25 protein-coding genes and 1 tRNA gene are annotated in these 20,886 nt (G+C 69.1%); 15 read left to right on the top strand and 11 right to left on the bottom strand.

What is annotated here, in order from left to right; genetic code table 11:
• Window positions 1-55 precede the first annotated feature (55 nt).
• Window positions 56-235 (bottom strand): DUF4236 domain-containing protein, encoded by a 180-nt coding sequence (locus OG505_RS18160; RefSeq protein WP_030333600.1) that lies wholly within the window; start codon window positions 233-235, stop codon window positions 56-58.
• 165 nt (window positions 236-400) lie between these two features.
• Here OG505_RS18160 and OG505_RS18155 point away from each other — a divergent pair, with 165 nt between their 5' ends.
• Window positions 401-547, top strand: coding sequence for a hypothetical protein (locus OG505_RS18155; RefSeq protein WP_405425967.1), 147 nt, complete (start codon window positions 401-403; stop codon window positions 545-547).
• A 164-nt stretch (window positions 548-711) separates the two neighbouring features.
• Here OG505_RS18155 and OG505_RS18150 read toward each other — a convergent pair whose 3' ends face one another.
• Window positions 712-1,167 carry an RrF2 family transcriptional regulator gene (locus OG505_RS18150; RefSeq protein ID WP_405425965.1) on the bottom strand — a complete coding sequence of 152 codons (456 nt, stop codon included), beginning with the start codon at window positions 1,165-1,167 and terminating at the stop codon, window positions 712-714.
• A 7-nt stretch (window positions 1,168-1,174) separates the two neighbouring features.
• Window positions 1,175-2,167 (bottom strand): helix-turn-helix domain-containing protein, encoded by a 993-nt coding sequence (locus OG505_RS18145; RefSeq protein WP_405425964.1) that lies wholly within the window; start codon window positions 2,165-2,167, stop codon window positions 1,175-1,177.
• Between the two features lie 188 nt (window positions 2,168-2,355).
• On the opposite strand from OG505_RS18145, the gene OG505_RS18140 reads away from it, so the two are divergent.
• On the top strand, window positions 2,356-3,132 hold the full coding sequence (locus OG505_RS18140; protein ID WP_405425962.1) for an SDR family oxidoreductase: 777 nt from the start codon (window positions 2,356-2,358) through the stop codon (window positions 3,130-3,132).
• A 113-nt stretch (window positions 3,133-3,245) separates the two neighbouring features.
• On the opposite strand, the gene OG505_RS18135 is transcribed toward OG505_RS18140, so the two are convergent.
• Window positions 3,246-3,677, bottom strand: a complete 432-nt coding sequence (locus OG505_RS18135) for an SsgA family sporulation/cell division regulator (RefSeq protein ID WP_007457244.1) — start codon at window positions 3,675-3,677, stop codon at window positions 3,246-3,248.
• Window positions 3,678-3,971: 294 nt separating this feature from the next.
• Here OG505_RS18135 and OG505_RS18130 point away from each other — a divergent pair, with 294 nt between their 5' ends.
• On the top strand, window positions 3,972-4,529 hold the full coding sequence (locus tag OG505_RS18130) for a TIGR02611 family protein (protein WP_405434562.1): 558 nt from the start codon (window positions 3,972-3,974) through the stop codon (window positions 4,527-4,529).
• Between the two features lie 50 nt (window positions 4,530-4,579).
• A tRNA-Val gene (locus OG505_RS18125) sits at window positions 4,580-4,651 on the top strand.
• A gap of 233 nt (window positions 4,652-4,884) precedes the next feature.
• Here the strand turns inward: OG505_RS18125 and OG505_RS18120 are convergent.
• From OG505_RS18120 to OG505_RS18095, 6 genes are all read right to left on the bottom strand, one after another.
• Entirely contained in the window at window positions 4,885-5,682 is a 798-nt protein-coding gene (locus tag OG505_RS18120) for an aminoglycoside phosphotransferase (protein WP_405425958.1), read from the bottom strand.
• 15 nt (window positions 5,683-5,697) lie between these two features.
• A complete protein-coding gene (locus OG505_RS18115; protein ID WP_405425957.1) occupies window positions 5,698-5,859 on the bottom strand; it encodes a hypothetical protein in 162 nt (53 codons plus the stop codon).
• Between the two features lie 256 nt (window positions 5,860-6,115).
• Entirely contained in the window at window positions 6,116-6,400 is a 285-nt protein-coding gene (locus OG505_RS18110; RefSeq protein ID WP_405434561.1) for a hypothetical protein, read from the bottom strand.
• 370 nt (window positions 6,401-6,770) lie between these two features.
• Window positions 6,771-7,676: a hypothetical protein gene (locus tag OG505_RS18105; RefSeq protein WP_405425955.1), complete on the bottom strand. Its 906-nt coding sequence runs from the start codon at window positions 7,674-7,676 to the stop codon at window positions 6,771-6,773.
• Window positions 7,677-7,769: 93 nt separating this feature from the next.
• Window positions 7,770-8,447: a GPP34 family phosphoprotein gene (locus OG505_RS18100; RefSeq protein WP_405425954.1), complete on the bottom strand. Its 678-nt coding sequence runs from the start codon at window positions 8,445-8,447 to the stop codon at window positions 7,770-7,772.
• An 11-nt stretch (window positions 8,448-8,458) separates the two neighbouring features.
• Window positions 8,459-9,472 (bottom strand): acetamidase/formamidase family protein, encoded by a 1,014-nt coding sequence (locus OG505_RS18095; RefSeq protein ID WP_405425952.1) that lies wholly within the window; start codon window positions 9,470-9,472, stop codon window positions 8,459-8,461.
• A gap of 60 nt (window positions 9,473-9,532) precedes the next feature.
• On the opposite strand from OG505_RS18095, the gene OG505_RS18090 reads away from it, so the two are divergent.
• The 11 genes from OG505_RS18090 to OG505_RS18040 all read left to right on the top strand — a co-directional run bounded on the left by OG505_RS18090 (window position 9,533) and on the right by OG505_RS18040 (window position 20,053).
• Complete coding sequence (locus OG505_RS18090) at window positions 9,533-9,694, top strand: hypothetical protein (protein WP_405425950.1); 162 nt, start codon at window positions 9,533-9,535, stop codon at window positions 9,692-9,694.
• Window positions 9,691-10,392, top strand: a complete 702-nt coding sequence (locus tag OG505_RS18085) for a pPIWI_RE module domain-containing protein (RefSeq protein WP_405425948.1) — start codon at window positions 9,691-9,693, stop codon at window positions 10,390-10,392. The genes OG505_RS18090 and OG505_RS18085 overlap by 4 nt, the downstream gene beginning before the upstream one ends.
• A gap of 238 nt (window positions 10,393-10,630) precedes the next feature.
• The gene (locus OG505_RS18080) at window positions 10,631-11,977 is read left to right on the top strand and encodes a hypothetical protein (RefSeq protein ID WP_405425947.1); all 1,347 of its coding nucleotides are present in this window, start codon (window positions 10,631-10,633) and stop codon (window positions 11,975-11,977) included.
• Window positions 11,974-13,401: a class I adenylate-forming enzyme family protein gene (locus OG505_RS18075; protein ID WP_405425946.1), complete on the top strand. Its 1,428-nt coding sequence runs from the start codon at window positions 11,974-11,976 to the stop codon at window positions 13,399-13,401. Before OG505_RS18080 ends, OG505_RS18075 begins: the two co-directional genes overlap by 4 nt.
• A complete protein-coding gene (locus OG505_RS18070; RefSeq protein ID WP_405425944.1) occupies window positions 13,398-13,655 on the top strand; it encodes a phosphopantetheine-binding protein in 258 nt (85 codons plus the stop codon). The genes OG505_RS18075 and OG505_RS18070 overlap by 4 nt, the downstream gene beginning before the upstream one ends.
• Window positions 13,652-14,383 (top strand): dihydrodipicolinate reductase C-terminal domain-containing protein, encoded by a 732-nt coding sequence (locus OG505_RS18065; protein WP_405425942.1) that lies wholly within the window; start codon window positions 13,652-13,654, stop codon window positions 14,381-14,383. Before OG505_RS18070 ends, OG505_RS18065 begins: the two co-directional genes overlap by 4 nt.
• Window positions 14,361-15,134, top strand: coding sequence for a class II aldolase/adducin family protein (locus tag OG505_RS18060; protein WP_405425940.1), 774 nt, complete (start codon window positions 14,361-14,363; stop codon window positions 15,132-15,134). Before OG505_RS18065 ends, OG505_RS18060 begins: the two co-directional genes overlap by 23 nt.
• Complete coding sequence (locus OG505_RS18055; RefSeq protein ID WP_405425938.1) at window positions 15,131-16,240, top strand: acyl-CoA dehydrogenase family protein; 1,110 nt, start codon at window positions 15,131-15,133, stop codon at window positions 16,238-16,240. The genes OG505_RS18060 and OG505_RS18055 overlap by 4 nt, the downstream gene beginning before the upstream one ends.
• A gap of 9 nt (window positions 16,241-16,249) precedes the next feature.
• Window positions 16,250-17,596: an MFS transporter gene (locus OG505_RS18050; RefSeq protein WP_405425936.1), complete on the top strand. Its 1,347-nt coding sequence runs from the start codon at window positions 16,250-16,252 to the stop codon at window positions 17,594-17,596.
• 28 nt (window positions 17,597-17,624) lie between these two features.
• Entirely contained in the window at window positions 17,625-18,818 is a 1,194-nt protein-coding gene (locus OG505_RS18045) for an LLM class flavin-dependent oxidoreductase (RefSeq protein WP_405425934.1), read from the top strand.
• Window positions 18,815-20,053, top strand: a complete 1,239-nt coding sequence (locus tag OG505_RS18040; RefSeq protein ID WP_405425932.1) for a hypothetical protein — start codon at window positions 18,815-18,817, stop codon at window positions 20,051-20,053. The genes OG505_RS18045 and OG505_RS18040 overlap by 4 nt, the downstream gene beginning before the upstream one ends.
• A 38-nt stretch (window positions 20,054-20,091) precedes the next feature.
• On the opposite strand, the gene otsB is transcribed toward OG505_RS18040, so the two are convergent.
• Complete coding sequence (otsB, locus tag OG505_RS18035) at window positions 20,092-20,880, bottom strand: trehalose-phosphatase (RefSeq protein WP_405425930.1); 789 nt, start codon at window positions 20,878-20,880, stop codon at window positions 20,092-20,094.
• Between the last annotated feature and the right edge of the window lie 6 nt (window positions 20,881-20,886).

Genomic DNA, 20,886 nt, shown 5'->3' with positions numbered 1-20,886 from the left:
GGACGCCGAGCGGGGTGCCGGTGAATCACCGGCACCCCGCTCGACTCCCGGGACGCTACGACCGGGACTTGTCCTGCTTCCAGGACAGCGGACCCGGCAGGTCGACGCGGTGCGCCCGGGCCTTCGAGTTCCAGGACCAGCGCCCGATCTTGATGCTCCACGAGGAGAAGCCGTTCTCGGTGAAGTTCAGGATGATCGGACCGTACTTCTTGCGCTTGCGAAACATGAGGCCCATCGGAGGTCTCCCCTCGTCACCGTTCCCTGCCGTGTCGAGATCGAACATTCCCGAACGGGCGAAATCCGAAACCCTCGTCGTCCCGGGTGGACGGTGGCGCGGCACGGCCCGACACGCTCTGTCGAGCGGGCCCGCACGCAGCCCCGGGAGACCGTGGTCGCCCGGATGCGCGACATCATCGCCAATCGCGGCCGCAACGAGGATCCGTCGCTCCTCGCGTACTGGAAGAGCAGTGGCGTCGCCGGGCGCGGCGGGGTGATCGGCGGGCAGGAGTTCGGCACCTGGATCGACTGGCTCGCCGCCGAGGGCTAGCTGAAGGGCGTGCCGCCCACGCCGTCCGACATCTTCACCAACCGGTCCAACCCCTTGGTGGACGGAGGGAACGCGTGGAGCGCGATCACCGCGCTGGACCAGGTGACCCTCGGGGTGCGCCCCGGCGAGTTCCTCGTCGACCGCCGACGCGGCAGCGACCAGGGTCAGCGGGGCTCCCACGCGTCGGGCAGGGCGGTGAGCTTGCGGACGTGCGCGGGCAGCCGGCCGCTGACGATCTCGGCGAGGCTCACCTCGTCGACGACCCGCCGCACGGCGGCGCGTACCGCCACCCACAGGCCGGGCAGGTTCTCCGCCGCGCCCTCGTAGCGGGTCTGCTCCGGCCGCAGGCCGCGTACGCCTGCGAGGGGGCCCTCCACCGCGCGCAGCACCGCGCCGATGGTCACCTCGCGGGGCGGACGGGCGAGCGTGTAGCCACCCTCGGCGCCGCGCTGGGCGCGCACGATGCCGGCCCGGCGCAGATCGGCCAGGACCGCCTCCAGGAACTTGCGGGGCATGTCCTGTTCGGCGGCGATGGCCTGGGTGGACAACAGCGAGGGGTACGCGGTCGCGAGGCTCAGCGCCGCCCGTACCGCGTAGTCGCCGCGCGCGGAGATCTGCACTCCGCCATCATGCCCGCCCGGTCCGGCCGCCCGGCCCGGTGGGCTTCCCGGACCGGGTGGCGTGACCGCCGTTGGCCGGTTCGACGGCGGCGCCGGAGCGGAACCGTCCGCCGTTGGCGCCCGTCGGCTCGACCGCCGGTCGGGGTCGGACGACCCGGCCGGTGGCCGGCTGATCGCGGGCGGCGCGGAACGCCCCCGGGCTGACCCCGATCTCGCGGGTGAAGAACCGGCCGAAGTTGGTGGGCTCGGAGAAGCCGAGCTGACGGCCGATCTCGGCGATCGGTTCGTCGCTCGCGGCGAGCAGCCGCGCGGCCTGCAACGCGACCCGCTCGTCGATGACCTGTTTGGCGCTGCGACCGGTCACGGCCAGGCAGGCTCGGGTCAGGGTCCGCACCGAGCAGCCGAGCGCGGCGGCATAGTCCTCGACCCGCCGGGTCACCTGGTAGCCGTGCTCCGCCTCCCGACAGAACCGCTGGTACGTCTCGACCTCCGGCCGGTGCCCGGACCGGGCGAGACCGGGCAGCGTCAGCCGCAGCAGCAGCACGGCGAGCTGGTGGCGCAGCAGCGCACGACCGGCGGGGCCGCCGCCGTGCCGCTGGCAGTCCACCGCCAACTGGCTCACCTCGTTGATCACCGCGTCCTCGTCCTCGCCGGCCAACTGCCGCCAGGTCGGCGGGGCGTCCGGGTCGACGGCCAGGCCGTGCAGCGCCTCGGCGGTCCAGCCGACCACCGTCGCGTCGAACTGTGGGCCGGCACAGCGCAGCACCTGACCGGCGCGGACCCGCAGCAGCGTGCCGGGTCGGCACGGCAACAGGTGGAAATCCAGCTCGGCGTCGCCGTGACCCCGGGTGGTGAGGATCAACAGCTCCCGCTCGACGAACACCGGCCGCCGCCAGCCGGGGTCACCGGCCAGGTCGGCCAGTGCGAACGTGGAAATCTCGTCGGGTACGGGTGACGCCGTGCCGATCGATGGCGCGGGGGAGGGATCGGTGGAGACCATCGCCTGCGACGGTAGCCCGAACCGCAGGTCACCGCATCCCGATCTTGGTGCGCGGCGGCGTCGAGGCTTGTCGCGATCCCCTCGGCCGGGCTACGTTACCCGGCGGTACGCCGTGCGGCCCGTGGCCGCCAGGCACCCGCCGTCCGCCCGACCGTCCGGCGGACCCGCCGACACGCGATGGGATGGGCATGACGCAGCTGTTCTCGGTCGAAGGCAAGACGGTCCTGGTCACCGGCGGATCGCGGGGGATCGGGCTGATGATCGCCCAGGGCTTCGTCCGAGCCGGCGCTCGCGTGATCATCTCGTCCCGCAAGGCGGACGTGTGCGAGGCGGTCGCCAAGGAACTCTCCGCCGAGGGCCACTGCGACGCCATCCCTGCCGACCTGGGCACCGACGCGGGCGCCGAGACCCTCGCCGCCGCCGTCCGCGAGCGCGTCGACCGTCTCGACGTGCTGGTCAACAACGCCGGCGCCACCTGGGGCGCCCCGCTGGAAAACTACCCGGAGGCCGCGTTCGACAAGCTCTGGGCGGTCAACGTCAAGGCCGTCTTCCGGCTCACCACCGCGCTGCTGCCGGCGCTGCGCGCCGCCGCCAGCGCCGACGACCCCGCCCGCGTGATCAACATCGGGTCCATCGACGGCATCCGGGTGCCGTTCCTGGAGGTGTACGCGTACTCGGCCACCAAGGCGGCAGTGCACATGCTCACGCGCAGCCTCGCTCACCAACTGGCCGGCGAGCAGATCACCGTCAACGCGATCGCGCCTGGCCCGTTCGAGAGCAAGATGATGGCGTTCGCCCTCGACGACCCGGCAAGCAGGGCCGCCATCGAGCAGCAGGTGCCGCTGGGCCGCATCGGTCGCCCCGAGGACATGGCCGGCACCGCCATCTACCTCTCCTCGCGGGCCGGCGCGTACCTCACCGGCGCGGTCATCCCCGTCGACGGCGGCATCACCACCCACGGCTGAGCGCCGGCGACCCCCGGTCGGGCTGCCCGCGTACCCCCGGGTGTGCCAGGGCCGCGCGGACTCGGCAGATCCGCGCGGCCCTGTCTGGCCGGTGTTGCCCGTTCGGGCGGTACTCAGCGACCGGCGAGCAGCCGGTTCACCGCCGTGTCGACGTCCAGGTGCTCGGCCTCGCGGCCGCGCGGGACGACGACGTACGTCCGTCGAAGGAAACGCACCAGGACGCTGCGCGGCACCTCGAAGAGGGCGTTGCCGTCCGGTGACGAGAGGGCCAGCGCGACGAAGTCGCCCCGCGGTGTGGCCCAGGGCCAGACCCGCACATCGCCGATGCCCGCCGGCTCGTCCAGGCCGGTGACCAGAAGTTCGCGAGCGAACGACCAGCTCACCGCCTCGCCCCCGGCCGATTCGGCATGGAACAGGACATGGACCGCATACGGGTCAGCAGGGTCGTAACGCAGACTGGCACGCACCGGCAAGGCGGTGGCGTCAGGTGCGACGAGCCTTAGCGACGTCTCGACCTCTACGGTCGTCGGTCGGATGACACTCATGGACGTTCTCCCCCCGGCACCGCTGCGGAACGCGCGTGTCCCGCTTTTCCCATACTCAGGTGCTACTCCTGGCTACGCTCCGCCATACGCTGACTTCACCCAGTGGTGGGAAGGGGGACGGAAAGGCCGCGTGAATGTGAGCATTCATGTAGGATTTCCGGTTCTGCCCAGTGCGTGATTCCGCCCGGCGTCGGGTGGCTCAGTCGTCGACTTACTCCGGTAACGTCCAGTCGGCCGTTGCAGTGACGGGCCCGAGCGACACTGGGGGGTGAAATGGTCACGAACCGATCCTCAGTGGATCCGGTGGCCGCGTCCGGTCCGCCGAAAGTCGCGGTCCGAGCAGCCGAAAAGCGGGGGTACGACGTGCCGATGGAGCAGCCCGAGCGACCCGGACGGTCGACGCCCGACACGGGCCGCACCGGCGGTGTCCTCGTCGTCGGCGAGCCGCCGCGGCGACCCCACTGGCGGCAGCGGATCTCGACGACCCTCGACCTGATCCGCGCCAACCCCACCGGCCGGGTCGCCCTCAAGATCTTTATCGCCATCGCCGGCGCCCTGGTCGTCACCATCGGCATCGCCCTCATCCCGCTGCCCGGGCCGGGCTGGCTCCTGGTCATCGCCGGCCTCGGCATCTGGGCCGTCGAGTTCCACTGGGCCCGCCGACTGCTCGGCTTCACCCGCCGGCACGTGCACGGCTGGACGCGCTGGGTGACGCGACAGTCGCTGCCGCTGCGCTTCGTGCTCGGCGCCGTCGGCCTGGTCTTCGTCGGCGCGGTGGTCTGGCTCTCCCTCAAGCTCAGCTTCGGCATCGACGTGGTGGCCGAGGCGATGCAGTACCTCGCGACGCACTGACCCCGGATTTCCGGTCTCGTTCCACGATCGGGTAGAGTCAACGGCGCTGAGGGCGATTAGCTCAGTGGGAGAGCGCTTCGTTCACACCGAAGAGGTCGCTGGTTCGATACCAGCATCGCCCACTCTCAGTTTGTGCAGGTCAGAAGCCCATTACCGGACTATCCGGTAATGGGCTTCGCCGTATGTGCCGCTTACATTGGGAGCAGATTGGGAGCAGCGCGCCTGGTTCTCGGCTCGGGCCGCCATGAACCTGTCCGGTTGAGTGACCTGATGTGCGGTCCCGAGCGGACCTGCTGGCTAGTTGAGGAGTTGGGCCGACCGCTGCCGGTGCCGCGCGGCGAGAGGGTGCCCCGGGTTATGGCGCATGGGTTGACCGGCGGCGGTAGGTCCGATGGTTGGCCCATTCGCCGGTCCACAAGGCGAGGTCGTGTACCCAGAGCTCGGCGCTCTGCCGGGACTTGACGGCCCACTTTGTTGCGTTCTTTGCGGCGAAGTGGTCAAGGACCTGACGGTCGGTCGCCGTCCATGCGGGAAGCTGGGTTAGCCACTCTTCTGCCTGTTTCGCGCTGTAGCCGCTGCCGATCAGCCACTGGACGAGCAGCGCGAGTTCGACCCATGCGGCGGCCTTGGTTGCCCACGCCCAATCGACGATCCGTAGGCCGAGTGGCGTCACGATCAAGTTGGCCGGGTTGAGGTCGGAGTGGATAAGTGTCTCGCCATTCATCGCCGGGTGCGCGAACCCGAGCCGGGCTGCCGGGGTGAACCACATCTCGCCAGGCGCAGGCGTCTCTTGAAGTGCTTTCAGCGCGGCGAGGAGCAGATCGAGGTCCCTACTGCCGGGTGACAGGTCCGGGTGGGGACCGGCAAGATGTTCGGTCCCCACCACCAGCCAGCCATCGGATTCGAACTGCCACAGGACCGCGGGCGGGTGCCGGTCGATGGCTCGGGTGGCCGCGAGTTCGTAGCGCAGCGACCGAACGCTCAGCTCGCCGGAGGCAGCCTTGACGAAGATCCGCCCGGCGGGTCCGGTCACCGTCGAGGCGATCTCGACGTGGTTGCCACTGGAAGCCGAGGTGACGTCAAAGGTTCCGCCGACCCGTCCGGCGATCCCTGCCGTGACACTCTCCGGCAGAGCAGTCCAGTCGCTACGCATCGGATCTCCCCTCTGCTACGTGCCCGGCTGAGGCGGATTCGGCGGACACCAGGACTCGGCCTCGCCACCCCAGAATTCCATGTCGACCCGGTAGCCGGTCGCGTGCAGCGCCGCGAGTGTGTAGGTGATGGCGGTGCCGTCCTGCATGGCCCCGGTCAGGATCGGCCGGTGGTGCACGTAGTGGTCCGCGATCTGTTTGCAGGCGACGGGGTGGGGCTCGCTGATCTGCAGGGCGGTATGCCAGACAGCCGCACACAGCAGCGATGGTGACCGGGCCGCGGACTATCTCATCCAGGCGGACCGCAGCTGCCGAGGCGCGGCGATCGTGAACGTGTTCCCCGATCGGCCGGTGCGGCTGCGGGTTGGCAGCTCACGATGGGAGGTGGGGGAGCCGTCGTCCTTACTGTCGACGGTTGGCCTGCGGATCGCATGCTCAGGGAACTCGATGGAACGGCGCGGGTTCGTTGTCTTGTGGTGGGACTGGCTTTGGTTGGCCAGGGGTGTGATGGCGTGGGTTTCGGCGCATGGTGCTCAGGGTTGGGCCTTCGGGCAGGTTGATGGTCGGTTGTGGTGTGTAGCCGTGGCGGATGTGCATGTTCTGGGCGTCGGTGGTGGTGCTGGTCCAGGACAGGAGGTTCACGTGGTCGAGTCGGCTGCGGTGGTGGTTGAGCAAGGCTGTGCCGCGTCCGGAGCGTCTGGCTGTGGGTTGTACGGCCAGGAACGCGAGGTGGTAGTGGGGTTCGGTGGGTCGTTCCTTGGCGAGCAGTCGGTCGAGGAGGTCGAAGCGGTCGGTGTGGGGGCCTGCGGCGTCGCTGAGGCGGGTGGGGTAGTTCGCGGGGGGTGGTGGCGGCGGTGGCGTCGTCGGTGAGGTAGATGTCGCCGTAGAACATGGCGTGTTCGATCCAGATGGCGAGGACGTCGGTGAGGATCCGGCGCCGTGGGCTTGGGTCGGGGATTAGCCATGTGGCGAGAGGGCTGGGGTGGAGGGCGTCGGCGATGAGTGCGGCGACGTGGTCTTTGTCTGCCCAGCGGGCGGCGCGGATGCGCGGGACAGTGTCCATGGCATTTCCCTTGAAGTTGTTGCGGGGTCAGGAGTTGTCGCTGCTCGTGGTGTGGGTGTGGACGAGGAACAGGTGGTAGTCGTCGACGAAGGTGGCGTTTCGGTCGCTGTCGGCTGGCGGTGTGAGTGCGGCTCTTTCGTAGGCGAGTAGTTCGCCGGTGCTGGGGTTGAGGATCAGCAGGAAGCGGATGTCGTCGGCGGTGGCGCTGACGCCGATGCCGGTTCGGCCTGCCCGGTCGGTCACCGATGGGTGGTAGGTGATTCCGGCGGTGTCGCGCAGGACGGTGAGGATCGCGGTGCGGGCGGCTTGGTTGGGGGTGCGCCAGCCGAGCAGGCTCGCGAGGCCGCGGATGACGGCGGTGGGTCCGAGGAATCGGGGTTGCGTGGTGTGGATCTGCGCGGTGAGTGTCGTTGGGTCGGCGGCGATCGCTCCGACGGGTCCGTCCAGCTGGCCGGGGTAGTAGGTGCTGTCGTCGGTGGGCTGGTTGCCGCCGGGGTAGCGGCTGCGGATGACGCGGCCGGAGGCGTCGTCGGCACGCCAGCGTTGCTCTTCGAACAGCAGGGTCCGCGTCGTTGTGCTGTTGCCTGCGATCGTGGTGTCCGTGGCCCACTGGAGTAGATGGACGTAGGCGAACCGTCCCGGGATGACGTCACAGCCGGACGGCCCCGTCCCTACCGTCTTAAGGCCGTGCCGAGTCGGAGACGACGCCGACAGGCGCGTCGGCGCCTGGTCGAGTTTCTGTTGGGCACGGGCCTTGAGCTGTGCCGCGGTCAGGGTGGCGGGCGACGGACACGGTGCCACGGTCGGCCGGGACGTGACGGTGCGTGGCAGCGAGGGTGGGGATGGCGCCGGCCCGGCGGTGCCCGTCCAGGTCGGGATAGCGGTGGCGGCAGCGAGTAGGCCGACTACGCAGACGGCGGCCATAACCTTCATGGCTCCCCGGCCGACCGGGTGGGGCTTACTGGTCGGAGGTCGCATGGGGGATTGGTTGGTCACGGTGGGTTTCCTCGAGATGAGCGGACAGGGCTAGCGGTAGGCGGCGGTGGCCAAGTCGCCGATGGCGGCGTCGACGGCGGCGATGATGTCGCGCACCGGCTGATGGTGCTGCGCGGCGACGGCCTTCAGGCGAGCGGCCAGGGTGGTGGTGTCGTCGTCGAGGTAGAGGTGGTGGGTGAGGCCGAGGTCGGCGACGAGGCCGGCGAGGGCGGCGGTGTGATTGTTGGGTTGTTCGTGGCCGGTGGCGAGGTAGCGCAGGCGGGAGCGGGCGAGGACGGCCCATTTGCTGTCGGTGGGTAGGTAGGTGTGGGCGCGGATGAGGCCGCCGAGGCGCCGCTGGGTGTGCTGGCGCAGGATCCCGCCGGCGAACAGACCGGCGCGGGTGCGGTCGTACAGGTCGTCGGAGAACCCCCGCAGCCACATCCGCAGCAGCGGGTGAGCGTTGCGGATGGTGGCGGCTGCGGCGTCGGCGATCAGGTCCCCGACCGGGCGGTCGATGTGCGGGTGTATCCGCTGGTGGCCTGCCGCGCGCGCCTCATCGTTCAGGTCGAGAGTCACCCGCCCGGCGAGATACAGGTCGATCAGGACCGCGCCCGCGAGCCCGAGGGCGAGGGCCTGCCGGTGCACGTGGAGGTGTCCGGTGTCGTCGTCGTGGCCGAGGAGGAACAGGTCATCGCGCAGTGGCAGGCGCGGGATCGACGCGGGCATCGGCGGGGTTCCTACCGCAGCCCGGCGGTGAGTCGCCGCAGCCGCTCGTGTGTCCCGCGGTACGCGGGTCCGGGGGCGGGGAGCAGGGTTTTGTCGACGGCGGCGAGGACGGTGTAGTTGGGGTCGCACACGTTGCCGATCGGCGCCCGCCCCGCCTGCGACACGAGCTGGTAGGCGTCCAGGGTTTCCAGGCCGGTCAGGGCGCTGGTCCAGCCGACGAGGTCGTGCTGGGCGATGCGGTAGGCGTCCTCCAGGGGCCTCGCGCAGCCGATCGTCAGGATGTCCCGGTCGGTCTCCAACCGCGGCCACCGTGTGGTCACGCCTTTGATGACGTCGATGGCGAGGGTGGTGGTCGTGGCGATCTCCACGCCCACGCCGCAGGCCTCGCCCTCGCCCTGGCGGGCGTGCCCGTCGCCGAGGGCCAGCATCGCCCCGTGCACATTCACACCGAGGTAGAGGGTGGTGCCGGCGCGCAGGTGCGGGGTGTCCAGGTTCCCGCCGTGGGTGTCAGGCACGAGTGTGGAACGGGCCTCGAATCCGCCGGGGGCGACACCGATCGTTCCGATCATCGGGTCCAGCGGCAGGTCCGCGCTGTGGTCGCTGCGCGTGGCCTCGAACCGTACGGTCCCGGCCTGCCGGTCGATGCCGTACACCCACACCCGCTCCTCCAACGGCGCTTGCAGGGTGGCCGTGTGGGAGGTGGAGGTCAGTGCCCCGAAGTGCGGGAACGTCGAGGACACACCCCAGTCCCGGGCCGGGGTGATGGCGGCGAGGTGGACGGCGAGGGTGTCGCCGGGCTCGGCGTTCTCGACGAAGAACGGCCCGGACACCGGGTTCAGGTACGGCATGCGGCAGACCTGCGATGGCAGGTCCGCCGGCCCCCTCACGAGACCACCGAAGCAGTCCTCCGTCACGACGGTGAACACGTCCCCGCCGCGTACGTGCGCCACCGGCATCCGGGCGCCGAAGGTGTACGCCAGTTCGTCGCGGGCGGGCCGGTAGGTGAACGTGTCCATGCCGGTCACACCCGCTCCACGTGACGCGACTGCGGCTGTGCCGCGGACACGGCGCGTACCAGCATCGTCGTGGCCACCGACCAGTACCTTGGACAACTGCTGGCCACGCCCGCCGACGGCGCGAGCCAGCACCGCCTGCGAGAGCACGCCGTCAACACCGCCGTGTGGGGCCTGATGGGCCACCTGGTCCGCACCAACGACCCCCTGGGATCGAGGAGGACCCCCCGGTGACCGACACCGAGACCAGCGAGAACACGGCCAAACCACCCCGCAGGACCACCGGCGACCACCTGCGCCTGCTCGCGTTCGACATCGAGCCGGGCACCCGCTGGGACGTGGAGTGCGACGTCGCGGCGATGCCCGCCACCTGGTTCACCGAACTCGACAAGCAATGGCGCGCGAGGCCATTCGGCCGCCCCGGGCACTCGCTGCCCACCAGCAGCCTCAAAGAGCTCCTCTGCGGCATCGACCCGGCGATCATGTACGTCAACTGGGACCTGAGGTCGGACGACTTCATCGTCGCGTTCCCCGGCATCGACACGTACGTGGTCACCGACGCGATCGCCAGCTGGGCTACCACCGAGATCACCGACCAGGTCGACTGGTACCAGATGCTCAAGCCGGCCGACCTCGTCTTCGAACGCCGCTGCTTCAATCTCCTCGAATACGCCGTCCGCGCCAACGGCACCGCCGCGGTGGCCCCGCACGTCTACCAGATGCTGCCCTCGTTCCTCGCTAAGGAGGTCGTCGACAAGAAACTCGACCTGCTCGGCAAGGCCCGGCGTGACTTCATTCTCGGGCCGCTGTCGGTCAAGCCAGCGATCACAATACCTTGCCAAAGATCGGCGGTCGTGTATCATAAGTCGGGCCGCAAAGATCACGGGGGTGATAAGGCTTTCTGGCGATACGGCTCGACGTGTGCCGATTAGGGCTCCGTGCTTGATGGTGCGCTGGCGACGATGCCGCGTAGCGAACGCTGTTTGCAGCGAATGCAACCTGACGCCGGCCAATCGTTATTGCGCCCACGTCTGAAACCTGGTACCTCACCTGGCTCAACAGGCTGCGCGCGACCTTGCCCGCGCATCTGTCTAGTCCTTCGCGAGGCGCAGCGCTGCCTTCCTCGCCTGCTTCCGTCTCGACTTCAATCGGGGGATCGATGTCGCATGCTTGGGAACCATCGAGGTGTTGAAGTCCGTTACTCAACCCGGTTGGTCAGGTTCTGTGAAAGCGGCCTGGAACGCCTTTGAATACACGGAGTCGACACCGGAGTACCGCACGATCAATGTCGTCGATCATGGCATACGACAGGCCGTTGATTTGATCGCATGCTCACTCTTTCCGGATGCGGATGGAAAATGGCCAGTTCCGTCCGCCGGTGGCATATATCCATTCACGGTCCTTGTCGTGACAATCGTCGAGTCCTCCTGGCAGGTGTTCCGGCTGCCCGGCAGAGGTCAGGTGATCCGAGCCGACGTGCCACCCGGCCAGGCGGCCGCGCTCGCGACCGCGCTCGATCCCGCCCGATCGGACCGATCCTGCCACGTCCTGCTGCTGCTCCGGCCGTGGCTGTCGATGCGCAAGTACGGTCCGCGTGGGTACCTCTACGCGCAGCTCGACGCCGCGCACGCCGCGGCGAACCTGACCGGCGCCACTCCGTCGGACTGGCGTCCCGTGCTGCGTGTCGGACCTGACCCGTTCGCCATCGAAGCGGCTGCGGAGGCCGCCGTTCCTCCCTTCCACGAGATTCACTCGGTGCTGTCCTTCGAGTCGAGCCACGTCGTCGATCCGGCACCCGTCGCGGTGCGCGTGCCCCATGGGCGTGCCGCGTTTCCGGAGCCTGATCCGGTGGAGGCGCTGTGCTGGGCGTTCCTGGTCGGCACGCTCCAACGCGGTGACCCGCCCCCGTCGGCGCCGGTCCCGACCGCGCTCCCGGCCACCACCGGTGAGTCGTCGAACGACTGGCGGCGGTGGCGGAGATGGGCGGCGGCGCGACGGTCGTGCCGCCGCTTCGACGGTCCTCGTCTGGAGGCCCTGACGTTGTTGCGGACACTGTCGGTGTTGGAGGTCCGGCTGCCATTGAACTTCGGGGAGACGGACGTCGGCGAGGTGCGCGCGACGGTCGTGTTGGGCCCGGGCTACGACGTGGACGAGAGGATCCGGGCGTGCCTCGCCCCGTACGGCGATGTCGTGACGTGGCCGGACGACCTGTGCACGGAGGAGTTGGTGCGGGCGTGCGGCAGTCAGGAGCACGCCGCAGACGCCCAGGCCTTCGTCCTGCTGCATCACCCCGCCAGTCGCATCGTCGTCGAAGGACGTCCTGATCTGCTGCGGGCGGCGTTGTTCCGGGCGGGGTGCGCTGCCCATCTGATCCAACTCGGTGCCGCCGGCACCGGGGTGGCCGTGCTTACCATCGGCCGATTCGATCAAGCCGTCTGGTCGAATGCCGGCCGACTCGACGCCGACGACCAGGTCCTCTACCTCATGGCCCTGGGGACGGCAAAGGAGGGCACGTGACCGCCCGACATCTGCGTGACGCCCTCGACTGGGCGTTGCGCGAGCATCACGATCGGCTCGCCGTCGGCAGCCTCACGCACCAGATGACGTATCGGGAACTGGACGTCGCCTCGGCCTCGACGGCGCGGGAGATCGCGGCCCGCGGGTGGCGTCGCGTCGCCCTCAAGGCGGCCAGTTCTCCCCGTTATGTGGTCTCACTACTGGCCGTACTGCGTGCGGGGGCCGTCCCGTTTCTGGTCGACCCGGCGTTGAGCCCCGACGAGTCTGGCAAGTTGGCTGAGTCCTGCGGCTTCGATGCCGCCATCACCGACGGGGACGACGCCGGGCCCGACCTGACCATCCAGCCACTAACGAGGTCGGGGCCCGTACCAGACCTGCTGCCGGACACCGAGGTGTGCCGCTTCAGCTCGGGCTCGACACGTACACCGGGTTGCATCGAGTTCAGCGGCTCCGCCGTCCGCAACGCGGCCGCCGCTTGGACCGAGGCCAGTGGCCTGCACGCAGACGACGTGATCCTCTGCTTCGCCGGCCTCTACAACGGCCTCGCCTTCAACACCTCGCTGATCCCCGGCCTCCTCGCCGGAGCTTCTCTGTGGCTGCCTCGCGGGCTGCCCAGCGCCAGCCATGTGCAGCGGTACGTGGCGACCGTCCGGCCGAGCATCCTGGTCGGCTTTCCCGCGCTGTACGACGGGCTCGCCCGCCGCGCTGGTGGCCGGCCGCCGCTGACCGGCATCCGGATCGCCCTGTCCTCCGCCGCCCAGCTGTCCGTGGACACTGCCCGGACTGTGGCCGAGCACGACGGCGTGCGGATCGCCGACTACTACGGCATAGCGGAGACCGGCCCGCTCACCTTCGATCCCGATTCACGGCCCGGCGGCGGCCAGGGCGCTCTCCTGCCCGGGGTCGAGGTACGTGTCGTGTCGCCGAACGGCCTGGGCGCGGAGGACGGCGAACTCGAGGTGCGGAGCCGCTCGATGGGTTCGCGCTACCTCAACTACCCCGGCGAGATGGAGCGCCGGATCACCGTGGACGGGTTCTACCGCACCGGTGACGAGGGTTTGGTGGCCGATGGCCGGCTCAGGCTGACCGGACGCAGCGGCAGGCGCTTCAACATCGGCGGTCGCAAGGTCTCGGCCGAAGAGATCATGGACGTCATCCGTATGCACCCCGCGGTGCGGGACTGTGTCGTTCTTGAGGTGACGAACCAGAGCGACGCCGCAGTCATTGCCGCAGCGGTGGTCGCCGATGGCGCACTGACCGTCGAGGAGGTGCGCCGGTTCTGCCTGTCCCGCATGGCGGCGTTCAAGGTTCCCGAACGCATCGCCTTCACGGACCGTATCCCGCGCAGCGGCGCCGGCAAACCGCTCGCCGTGGCGCTCCACGCACTGTTCACCGAGACACGCGCAGCCGGAGGAGACCGATGAAGGCCGATGACATCCTTCACGACCGTGTGGCAGAGCTTATCGCGGCGGCGTCCAACGGCACCGTCACGACGCAACAGGCCTCGGACACCAGCAGCAACCTCCTGGAGAAGGGCTTCACCTCGCTCTCGTTTCTTCAGTTGATCGACGCGGTCGAGAACGAGTTCGGTCTCTATATCGACCTGGAGGAGGACACCACGTTCCTCGGGTCCGTCGATGGCATCGTCGGCTTCATCCATGCTCAGCAGGCGCAGTGACCGGATCGAGTGCGCCGGTCGCGGGCGTCGTCGGGGCCACCGGACGGTTCGGCGCGGCGCTCTGCTCGGCCCTAGAGTCGGCCGGTGTATCCATCGGGCTGCGGGCGAGCCGCGCGGGCTGGACTGTCGTGGAGCCACCCACCGTGGTGTTCGACGTGAGCGGGCCCGAGTGCTTCGACCGGACGGTACGGCTGTGCCGGCAGTGGTCCGCAGCGCTGGTCTACGCCGTGTCGGCGGTGCCGGATGCTCACGCCGACCGACTGCGGCAGCTTGGCAGGGAGTTGCCGGTCGTACGGGCGACCAACCTGTCGATCGGACACTGGATCCAGGTCCGGCTGCTGGAGGCGGTGGCGAGCCTCGGCCCGTCCCTTCCGGTGCTGCCGGTCGCGGCTGTGTGGGAACGGCATCCCGTCACGAAGGCAGACCGTCCCAGCGCCTCAGCGAGGGAGTTGGCTGAGGTGTGGCGCGCGTCCTCCGGCGCGCCGGCCGCCGACCTGACAAGTGTGCGCGCCGGGCACCCGGTCAGCGATCACGCGGTGCAGCTCGACCTGCCCGACGAGTCGGTCACCATCGCACACGCGGTGACCGGGATCGGTGCGGCGGTACGGGGAGCGCTGCTGCTCCTGCCCTGGGTGTCGACCGCTCCGACGGGGCTCGTCACCGCACACCACATCTACGAGGACATAGTTGCGAAAGGTGCCCGGCATGCCGCCTCCCCTCATCACTGAATCGCTGTCGGCGGCTGAGCGCAACCTCTGCGTTCAGGTCGCCATCGCCGCGCGCTCGCTGTCGATCGGCGGGCACGACGATTTCAACCAGGGGCAGGTTTCCGCCCGGATCCCCGGCTCGAACCGCTTCCTGATCAAGTCAGCCGTGACGGGCTTCGAGGAATGCACGCCGGAGGACCTGGTAGTCGCTTCTACCGATCCGAGTGCGCCGCCCCATCGCCTGGCACCCCCGGAACTCGTCCTCCACCAGGCCGTCTATCAGGCGCGCCCCGACGTCAACGCCGTCGTGCACAGTCACGCGGCGTACACGCTCGTCTTCGGCGCGACCGATCTGGAGCTGCAGGCCGTGTCGCACGACGGCGCGATGTTCGAGGGACGCCTACCGCGGTACACGCTGACCAGCAACACCATCCTGGACCTGCCGATGGCCGAGAGCGTCGCCAAGGCTCTCGGCGACGCGCCAGCCGCCCTGCTGCGCAATCACGGCGGTGTGGTGGTCGGCAAGTCCCTACGGCACGCCACGGTCCTCGCGCACCTCTTGGAGCGAGCATGCAGGCTACAGCTGTTGGCCGAGCAGGTGCCCGGCGGCTACCACTCGTCCAGCGGCGACGACATCGACGCGAAGCGGTCGTTCAACTTTGCGGATCTGTCGGTCCGGTCGTACTGGGACTTCTGCGCCGGACAGGTGGCCAGACGCTGGCCTGACTCGGTGTCCTGGAAACCCGCCCGGTCGGTCGAGCAGCCGATATGACCGTGACGGAACTGGCCGGAGTCGCCCTGCTCGATGAGGTGGTGCGGCTGACTCGCGACGAGCTGCGACCGAGTGCCGACGCCGCGGAGGAGGCGAAGGAGTTTCCCCGCGAGCTCGTCCGCCGGCTGTGCCAGCTCGGCCTCGTCCGGCTCGGCCTGCCGGAAAGTCGCAGCGGACTCGAGTTCTGCCGCGCGATCGAGACACTGGCGGGCGGTTGGCTGGCCGTCGCGGAGTCCGTACATCTGCAGGTGCTGGCCGCCGTCGGCCCGGCCCGCTTCGGCGGTGCGCACGTGCGGGACGATGTGTTGCCGACGATGCTGTCCGGTGCGGTGATCGGGGGCAACTGCTTCTCGGAGCCGAATGCCGGCTCGGATCTGTCACACCTCGAGACGACCGCGGTGCTCGACGGCGACCGGTACCGGCTCAATGGCGAGAAGTCCTGGGTGGGACACGCGAACGTGGGTGGCGTGTTCAACGTCTATTGCCGTACCGCCGGTGGTGGACTCGGTGGCATCACCTGCCTGCTGGTCGACGCCGACTCACCGGGCCTGAACGTCCATCGCCCGGTGCGCAAGATGGGAGTCCGCGCGCTGCCGACCGCGACCATCACCTTTACCGATGTCCTCGTGCCTCGTGACCGGGTGATCGGGCGACCGAATCGAGGAATGCTGGTCGCCGCCGACGTGTTCGTGCAGGGTCGGATCGGCCTGGCGGCATGTGCGGTGGGTCTGGCTCAGAGCGCGCTGGAGTACGCCGTTGCCTACGCGAAGACGCGGATCCAGTTCGGTCAGCCGGTGATCCAGTTTCAGGGTGTGAGCTTCCTGCTCGCCGACATGGCAACGCAGATCCAGGCGGCCCGGCAGTTGCTGCACTACGCCGTGACGCGCCGTGACGCCGGGCACGACGTGTCGGTCGAGGCGGCCCAGGCGAAATTGTTCAGTACGGACGTCGCCATGCGCGTCACGACCGACGTCGTGCAGGTACTCGGCGCCTACGGCTACGCGCAGGACAGCCCGGCGGAACGCTGGATGCGGGAAGCCAAACTGCTCCAGATCATCGAGGGCACCAACCAGATCCAGCGTGCGGCGATCGCCGCACGCCTTTAGGGAGTGACCGTGAAGACCGACATCGACGGCACCGGCCCGGCAGCTCACGGGCTGGGCCGGCTCACCGCCGTGGGACGTACCACGTGGTTACTATCGCTCAGCCAGGCCCTCTACTTCGGTACGGTCAGCATTGACCTGACCCTGACCGCGGTCGTCGGTCTCCACCTGGCACCACGCATCGAGCTGGCCACCCTGCCCCTGGCCATGATCACTATTGTGGCCACCGTCGGTTCGGTCCTGGCTGGCTTGCTCACCAGCAGGATCGGCTACCGCGCCGTCATGATCATTGGAGCGGCGGCGGCCGTTGTCGGCGGCGGCCTCTCGGTCTACGCGGTCGTTCAGCACTCGTTCTTCCTGCTGTGCGTGGGCACCGGTCTGGTGGGTCTCTACCGGGCAACCGGGGGCTATATCCGTTTCCTCGCCGCCGACCTGGCACCCGACGGTTACCGCGAGCGCGCCCTGTCATTCGTACTCTTCGGCGGCCTGCTTTCCGCGTTCGGCGGGCCGTTCCTCGCCACGGCGAGTGTCGACTTCATCAGCACTGAGTTCGCCGGGCCGTATCTGATGGTGGCGCTACTGTCGCTGGCCAGCATCCCGCTGGTTCTGCTGGTTACCCGGGGACGGGAGGTGGCCAAGGCGCAGCCGAAGGATGCGACGGTGAAGCCCGTCGCGGTACGCGAGGTCGTTCGCTCTGGCGACTTCATCACGGCACTGCTGGTGCTGACGGTCGCCGGTGCCACCATGACCATGATCATGGCAGTCGGACCGATCGGCAGCGAGCAGGCCGGCCACTCGCTGCACCAGGGCGCCTCGATCATCCAGTGGCACCTCGTCGGCATGTTCGCGCCATCGATCTTCAGCGGCGCGCTGATGCAGCGCATCGGGCGGCGGTCCGTCGCCGTACTCGGCTGCGCTCTTCTGGTCATCGGTGCGGTCATCGGCAGCGCCGGCAGCCAGCACTACCACTTTCTCGCTGATCTGGCGCTCAACGGCCTTGGCTGGAACTTCCTCTTCCTCAGCGGCAGCGCGTACCTCATTGCCTGTTATCCGCCCGGCCGTGGTGGGCGCGTCCAAGCCACGGTGGAGGGCGTCTCCTCGGGTGCCGCAGTTATGGCCTCACTGTCCGCCAGCGCGATTTACAACGCACTCGGCTGGCGGACGACCAACGTCCCTGTGATCATCATCGGCCTCTTCGTGCTCGTCTGGCTCGGCGTGCGATTCGCCGCCGAGAGGTCGGCCTCGTCCACAGCGCCGCTGCCGGAGGCGGTGGCCGCGCCAGAGCCAACCCAGGTGGCCGTGCTAGCCGGAACGGACGACGTCGAGCCGGCGGAGAGCCGCAGCCCGCGTCGCACCTGAACGTCCTCTCTGACAAGGAGATTCTGCGATGCTTCTGCCAACGACGTTCGGATGCTTTGTCTCGCCTACGCATCCGATCGGCGAGGACCCACGCTCGTTGATCGAGTACGAGCTCGAGCTTGTCCAACTCGCCGATCGCCTCGGCTTCGACGAATTCTGGGTGGGCGAGCACCACTCGAGCGGCTGGACGCTGATCGGCAGCCCCGAGGTGTTCCTCGCAGCCGCCGCTCAAGTGACCCGGCGGATCAAGCTGGCGACCGGCGTGGTCAGCCTGCCCTACCACAACCCGTTCATGGTCGCCGAGCGCGCTCGCCTGCTCGAGTACCTCACGAACGGACGTTTCATCCTCGGTGTCGGCGCCGGTTCGTACGTCGGCGACATGTACATGCTCGGGATCGACGCGAGCGAGACCCGTCGCCGGACCGCGGAGTCGACCGAGGTGATCGTCGAGCTCCTGAATGGTGGACGGATCACCCGCAAGAGCGACTGGTTCGCGCTGTACGAGGCACAACTGCAGCTCGGCCCACTGGACCGGGCTGGTATCGAGGTCGTCGTCTCCAGCGCGGCCAGCCCGTTCGGCATGGAGTTGGCCGGACGCCTTGGCGTCAACGCGCTGTCGCACGCGGCTCCTCCGTGGGGCATCGTGCGGCCCGGACGCGACCGCCTGGGTTTCGAGCGCCTCGCCGAGCAGTGGCGCCGTCTGGAGGACGCGGCCGAGGGGAGTGGAACGCTTCCGGACCGCGAGAATTGGCGCTTGACCATCCCGGTACACGTCTCGGACAGCCGGGAACAGGCGCTCGAGGAGATCTACGCCGGCTGGGTGCGGCATCGTCAGGAGTTCCGTATCGGGACGCAGGGCCTGCCGATGTCACGGGCAGCCGAGGCGTCACGGAAGGCCTTCGACGCAACGGTCGAAGCCGGCGGCATCGTGGTGGGAACCGCGGACGAGTGCGTCGAGCAGATCTCCCAGCTGGCGAAGACCTCTGGCGGCTTCGGCTGCCTGCTGATCAGCATCCAGAACTGGGCACCACGCGAGGCGCAGCAACGCAGCCTGGAGTTGTTCGCCCGGTTCGTCGTGCCCAGGCTGCGCGGCCGTCTGGACCCGCTGCACGCCTCGCAGGCGTGGACCGTCGGAAACAAGACGGTCTTTCAGGAGGCGCACTTCGCCGCGCAGAGCCGGGCCATGCAGGGTGTCGCCGCAGGCGAGTCGGACCATAGATGAGCACCTTCAGCGCGCACGCGGGGGACGGGCCGGACAGCAGCGATCTTCTGGTGCACGACCGGACCGTCGAAACACTGCGCTGGCGCGACATCGCCGTCCCGGTGGGGCGTGGTCCCGTGGTCGAACTGCGGACGGGTGACGCGGAGTTCGCCGGTCCGCTGGAGATGCTGCGTCGCATCCTCCTGCGGAACAGCGAGGGCTGGACATCGCCATCGGCCGGGGCCATCTACCCCTTCGAGTTGTGGGCCCACGACGACGGGACCGGAGCACTCGGTCACGTCGACCTCGTCCGCCGCCGGGTGGTCACCACGAACGTCGAGCCGTTCCGAAGCGCGCCGCGGGTGATGCTCGTGCTGCGACCCTGGCTCTCCGTCCGCAAGTACGGCTCGCGCGGGCTCGCCTACACGCTGCTGGACGCGGGTCATGCGCTGGTGAACATGCAGATCGGGGCAAGCATGGTGGCGACCGACGCCACAGCTTTGTCCCTCGGGACCCTAAACGCCGCACTTCCGGTGGGCCGCTTTCCGATCGCGGAGCTGTCCGGTGTGCCCGCGCGGCCCGTAAACGCCGACGAGCCGCAGTGGCGGGTTGAGCGGTTGGCGTCGGACGCGAAGGTGGCAGAGGTGGGGGAGTACGAGGAATTGTTCGCTCGCCGGCTGCTGACGCACTGGCAAGTCCCGCCGGTTGACCTTCCGTTGCGTACCGGCACCGAGGTTGCCGCCCGCCTGGCACGCCAACTGCGTCGCCGGCGGTCGGCGGCGTCCTTCGTCTCCGGCCTACCACTGGAGGACGTCCGCTCGGTGGTAGCGGCGGGCGAGTCGGACAGTCGAGCGCTGGGATGGGCTGAGATCCTGCCACCCGTCGAGAGCACTCTGTTTTCCCGGGCCGCTGACTTCGGGAGATTCACCATGGATAACCTCTTTCACCAACAGCACCTGGTGACCGCCGACCACATCGTTGCGCTCTCGGTACCACTGCCGGGTGGGCAGGCGCCGGTCACCGATCTGGTCGCCTCCTCCATCCTCGCCGCCGGGATGGTTGGCCAGTGCCTCTACCTCGAGGCCACCCAACGAGGTCTGGCCGCAACGGGGGTCGGGGGCTTCGTGCCCACGTCGTTTCGGTCGGCCGCGTCCACCTGGCCCGTCTACTGCATGGCGTACGGGCGGCTGCCCGAGCATCGGCAGATCAAAGAGGACGCCCTGGCCATCAATCGGGCGCACGGGTTCGGCTCGTGACCGGGCCACGCCCGACAGCAGCTCACTCGGGCGACGGGTCAGCTGGGCGTTCGTGCGACTTCGACGAGGAAGTCGCGGAGCGATTCCGGCGAGGCCAGCGTGAAGTCGGCGCTCTCCGAGACTGTCGTCCCGGTCTCCGGATTGAAGATGGCGACGCACACGTCACGGAACCCGGGATCAGCCGAGGATCGCGACCGCAGCGCGCGAAAGGCCGTGAGGTCGGCCAGGTCGTCGCCGAAGAACCAGGCGCCGTCGAGCTTCTCCGTCTCGTCACGCAGCACGGTGCCCTTGTCGCGCTCGATCGGCGGGAAGAATTCGACGGCCATCCGGGCGGTGTGCACACGCAGACCGAACCGCTCACCCGCGGCGGCAGCCCAATCGCCGATCATCGCCCCAAGGTGGGGGTGGCGACGGTAGTGCAACGCCACCGTCAGCCGCTTGTCCTCGACAGTCAGATCCGCGGGAAGCTCGTGGCGGGCGAGGGCGATCACCGCGCGCAGCACCGGAATCCATTGCTCGGCCGCCGGGTGGACAACCGCGGTGGCGCCGGCGAGCCGGTACTCCATGCCGTAGGCGCCGTGCAGGTCGATCGACGGCAGCTCCGCGAAGATGGGCAGCAGGAAGTCGAGTGGACGGCCGGAGACCACCGCCAGTGTCCGCACCTGGCGGGACAGCGTGGCAAGCGCCGCCACGATGCCGCTAACGGGCCGGGCGGCCGGGGGATCCGGCGTGATCGGAGCAAGCACACCATCGAAGTCAAAGAACAGGCCACCTGTGGCCATCCGGGGCGCGAACTCCTCCCAGTGGCGGTGAGGGCTTGGCAGCACGGCTGT

It is taken from the genome of Micromonospora sp. NBC_00617 (assembly GCF_045161355.1).
Lineage (GTDB): Bacteria > Actinomycetota > Actinomycetes > Mycobacteriales > Micromonosporaceae > Micromonospora.
This window is presented reverse-complemented; position numbering and strand designations above follow the sequence as displayed.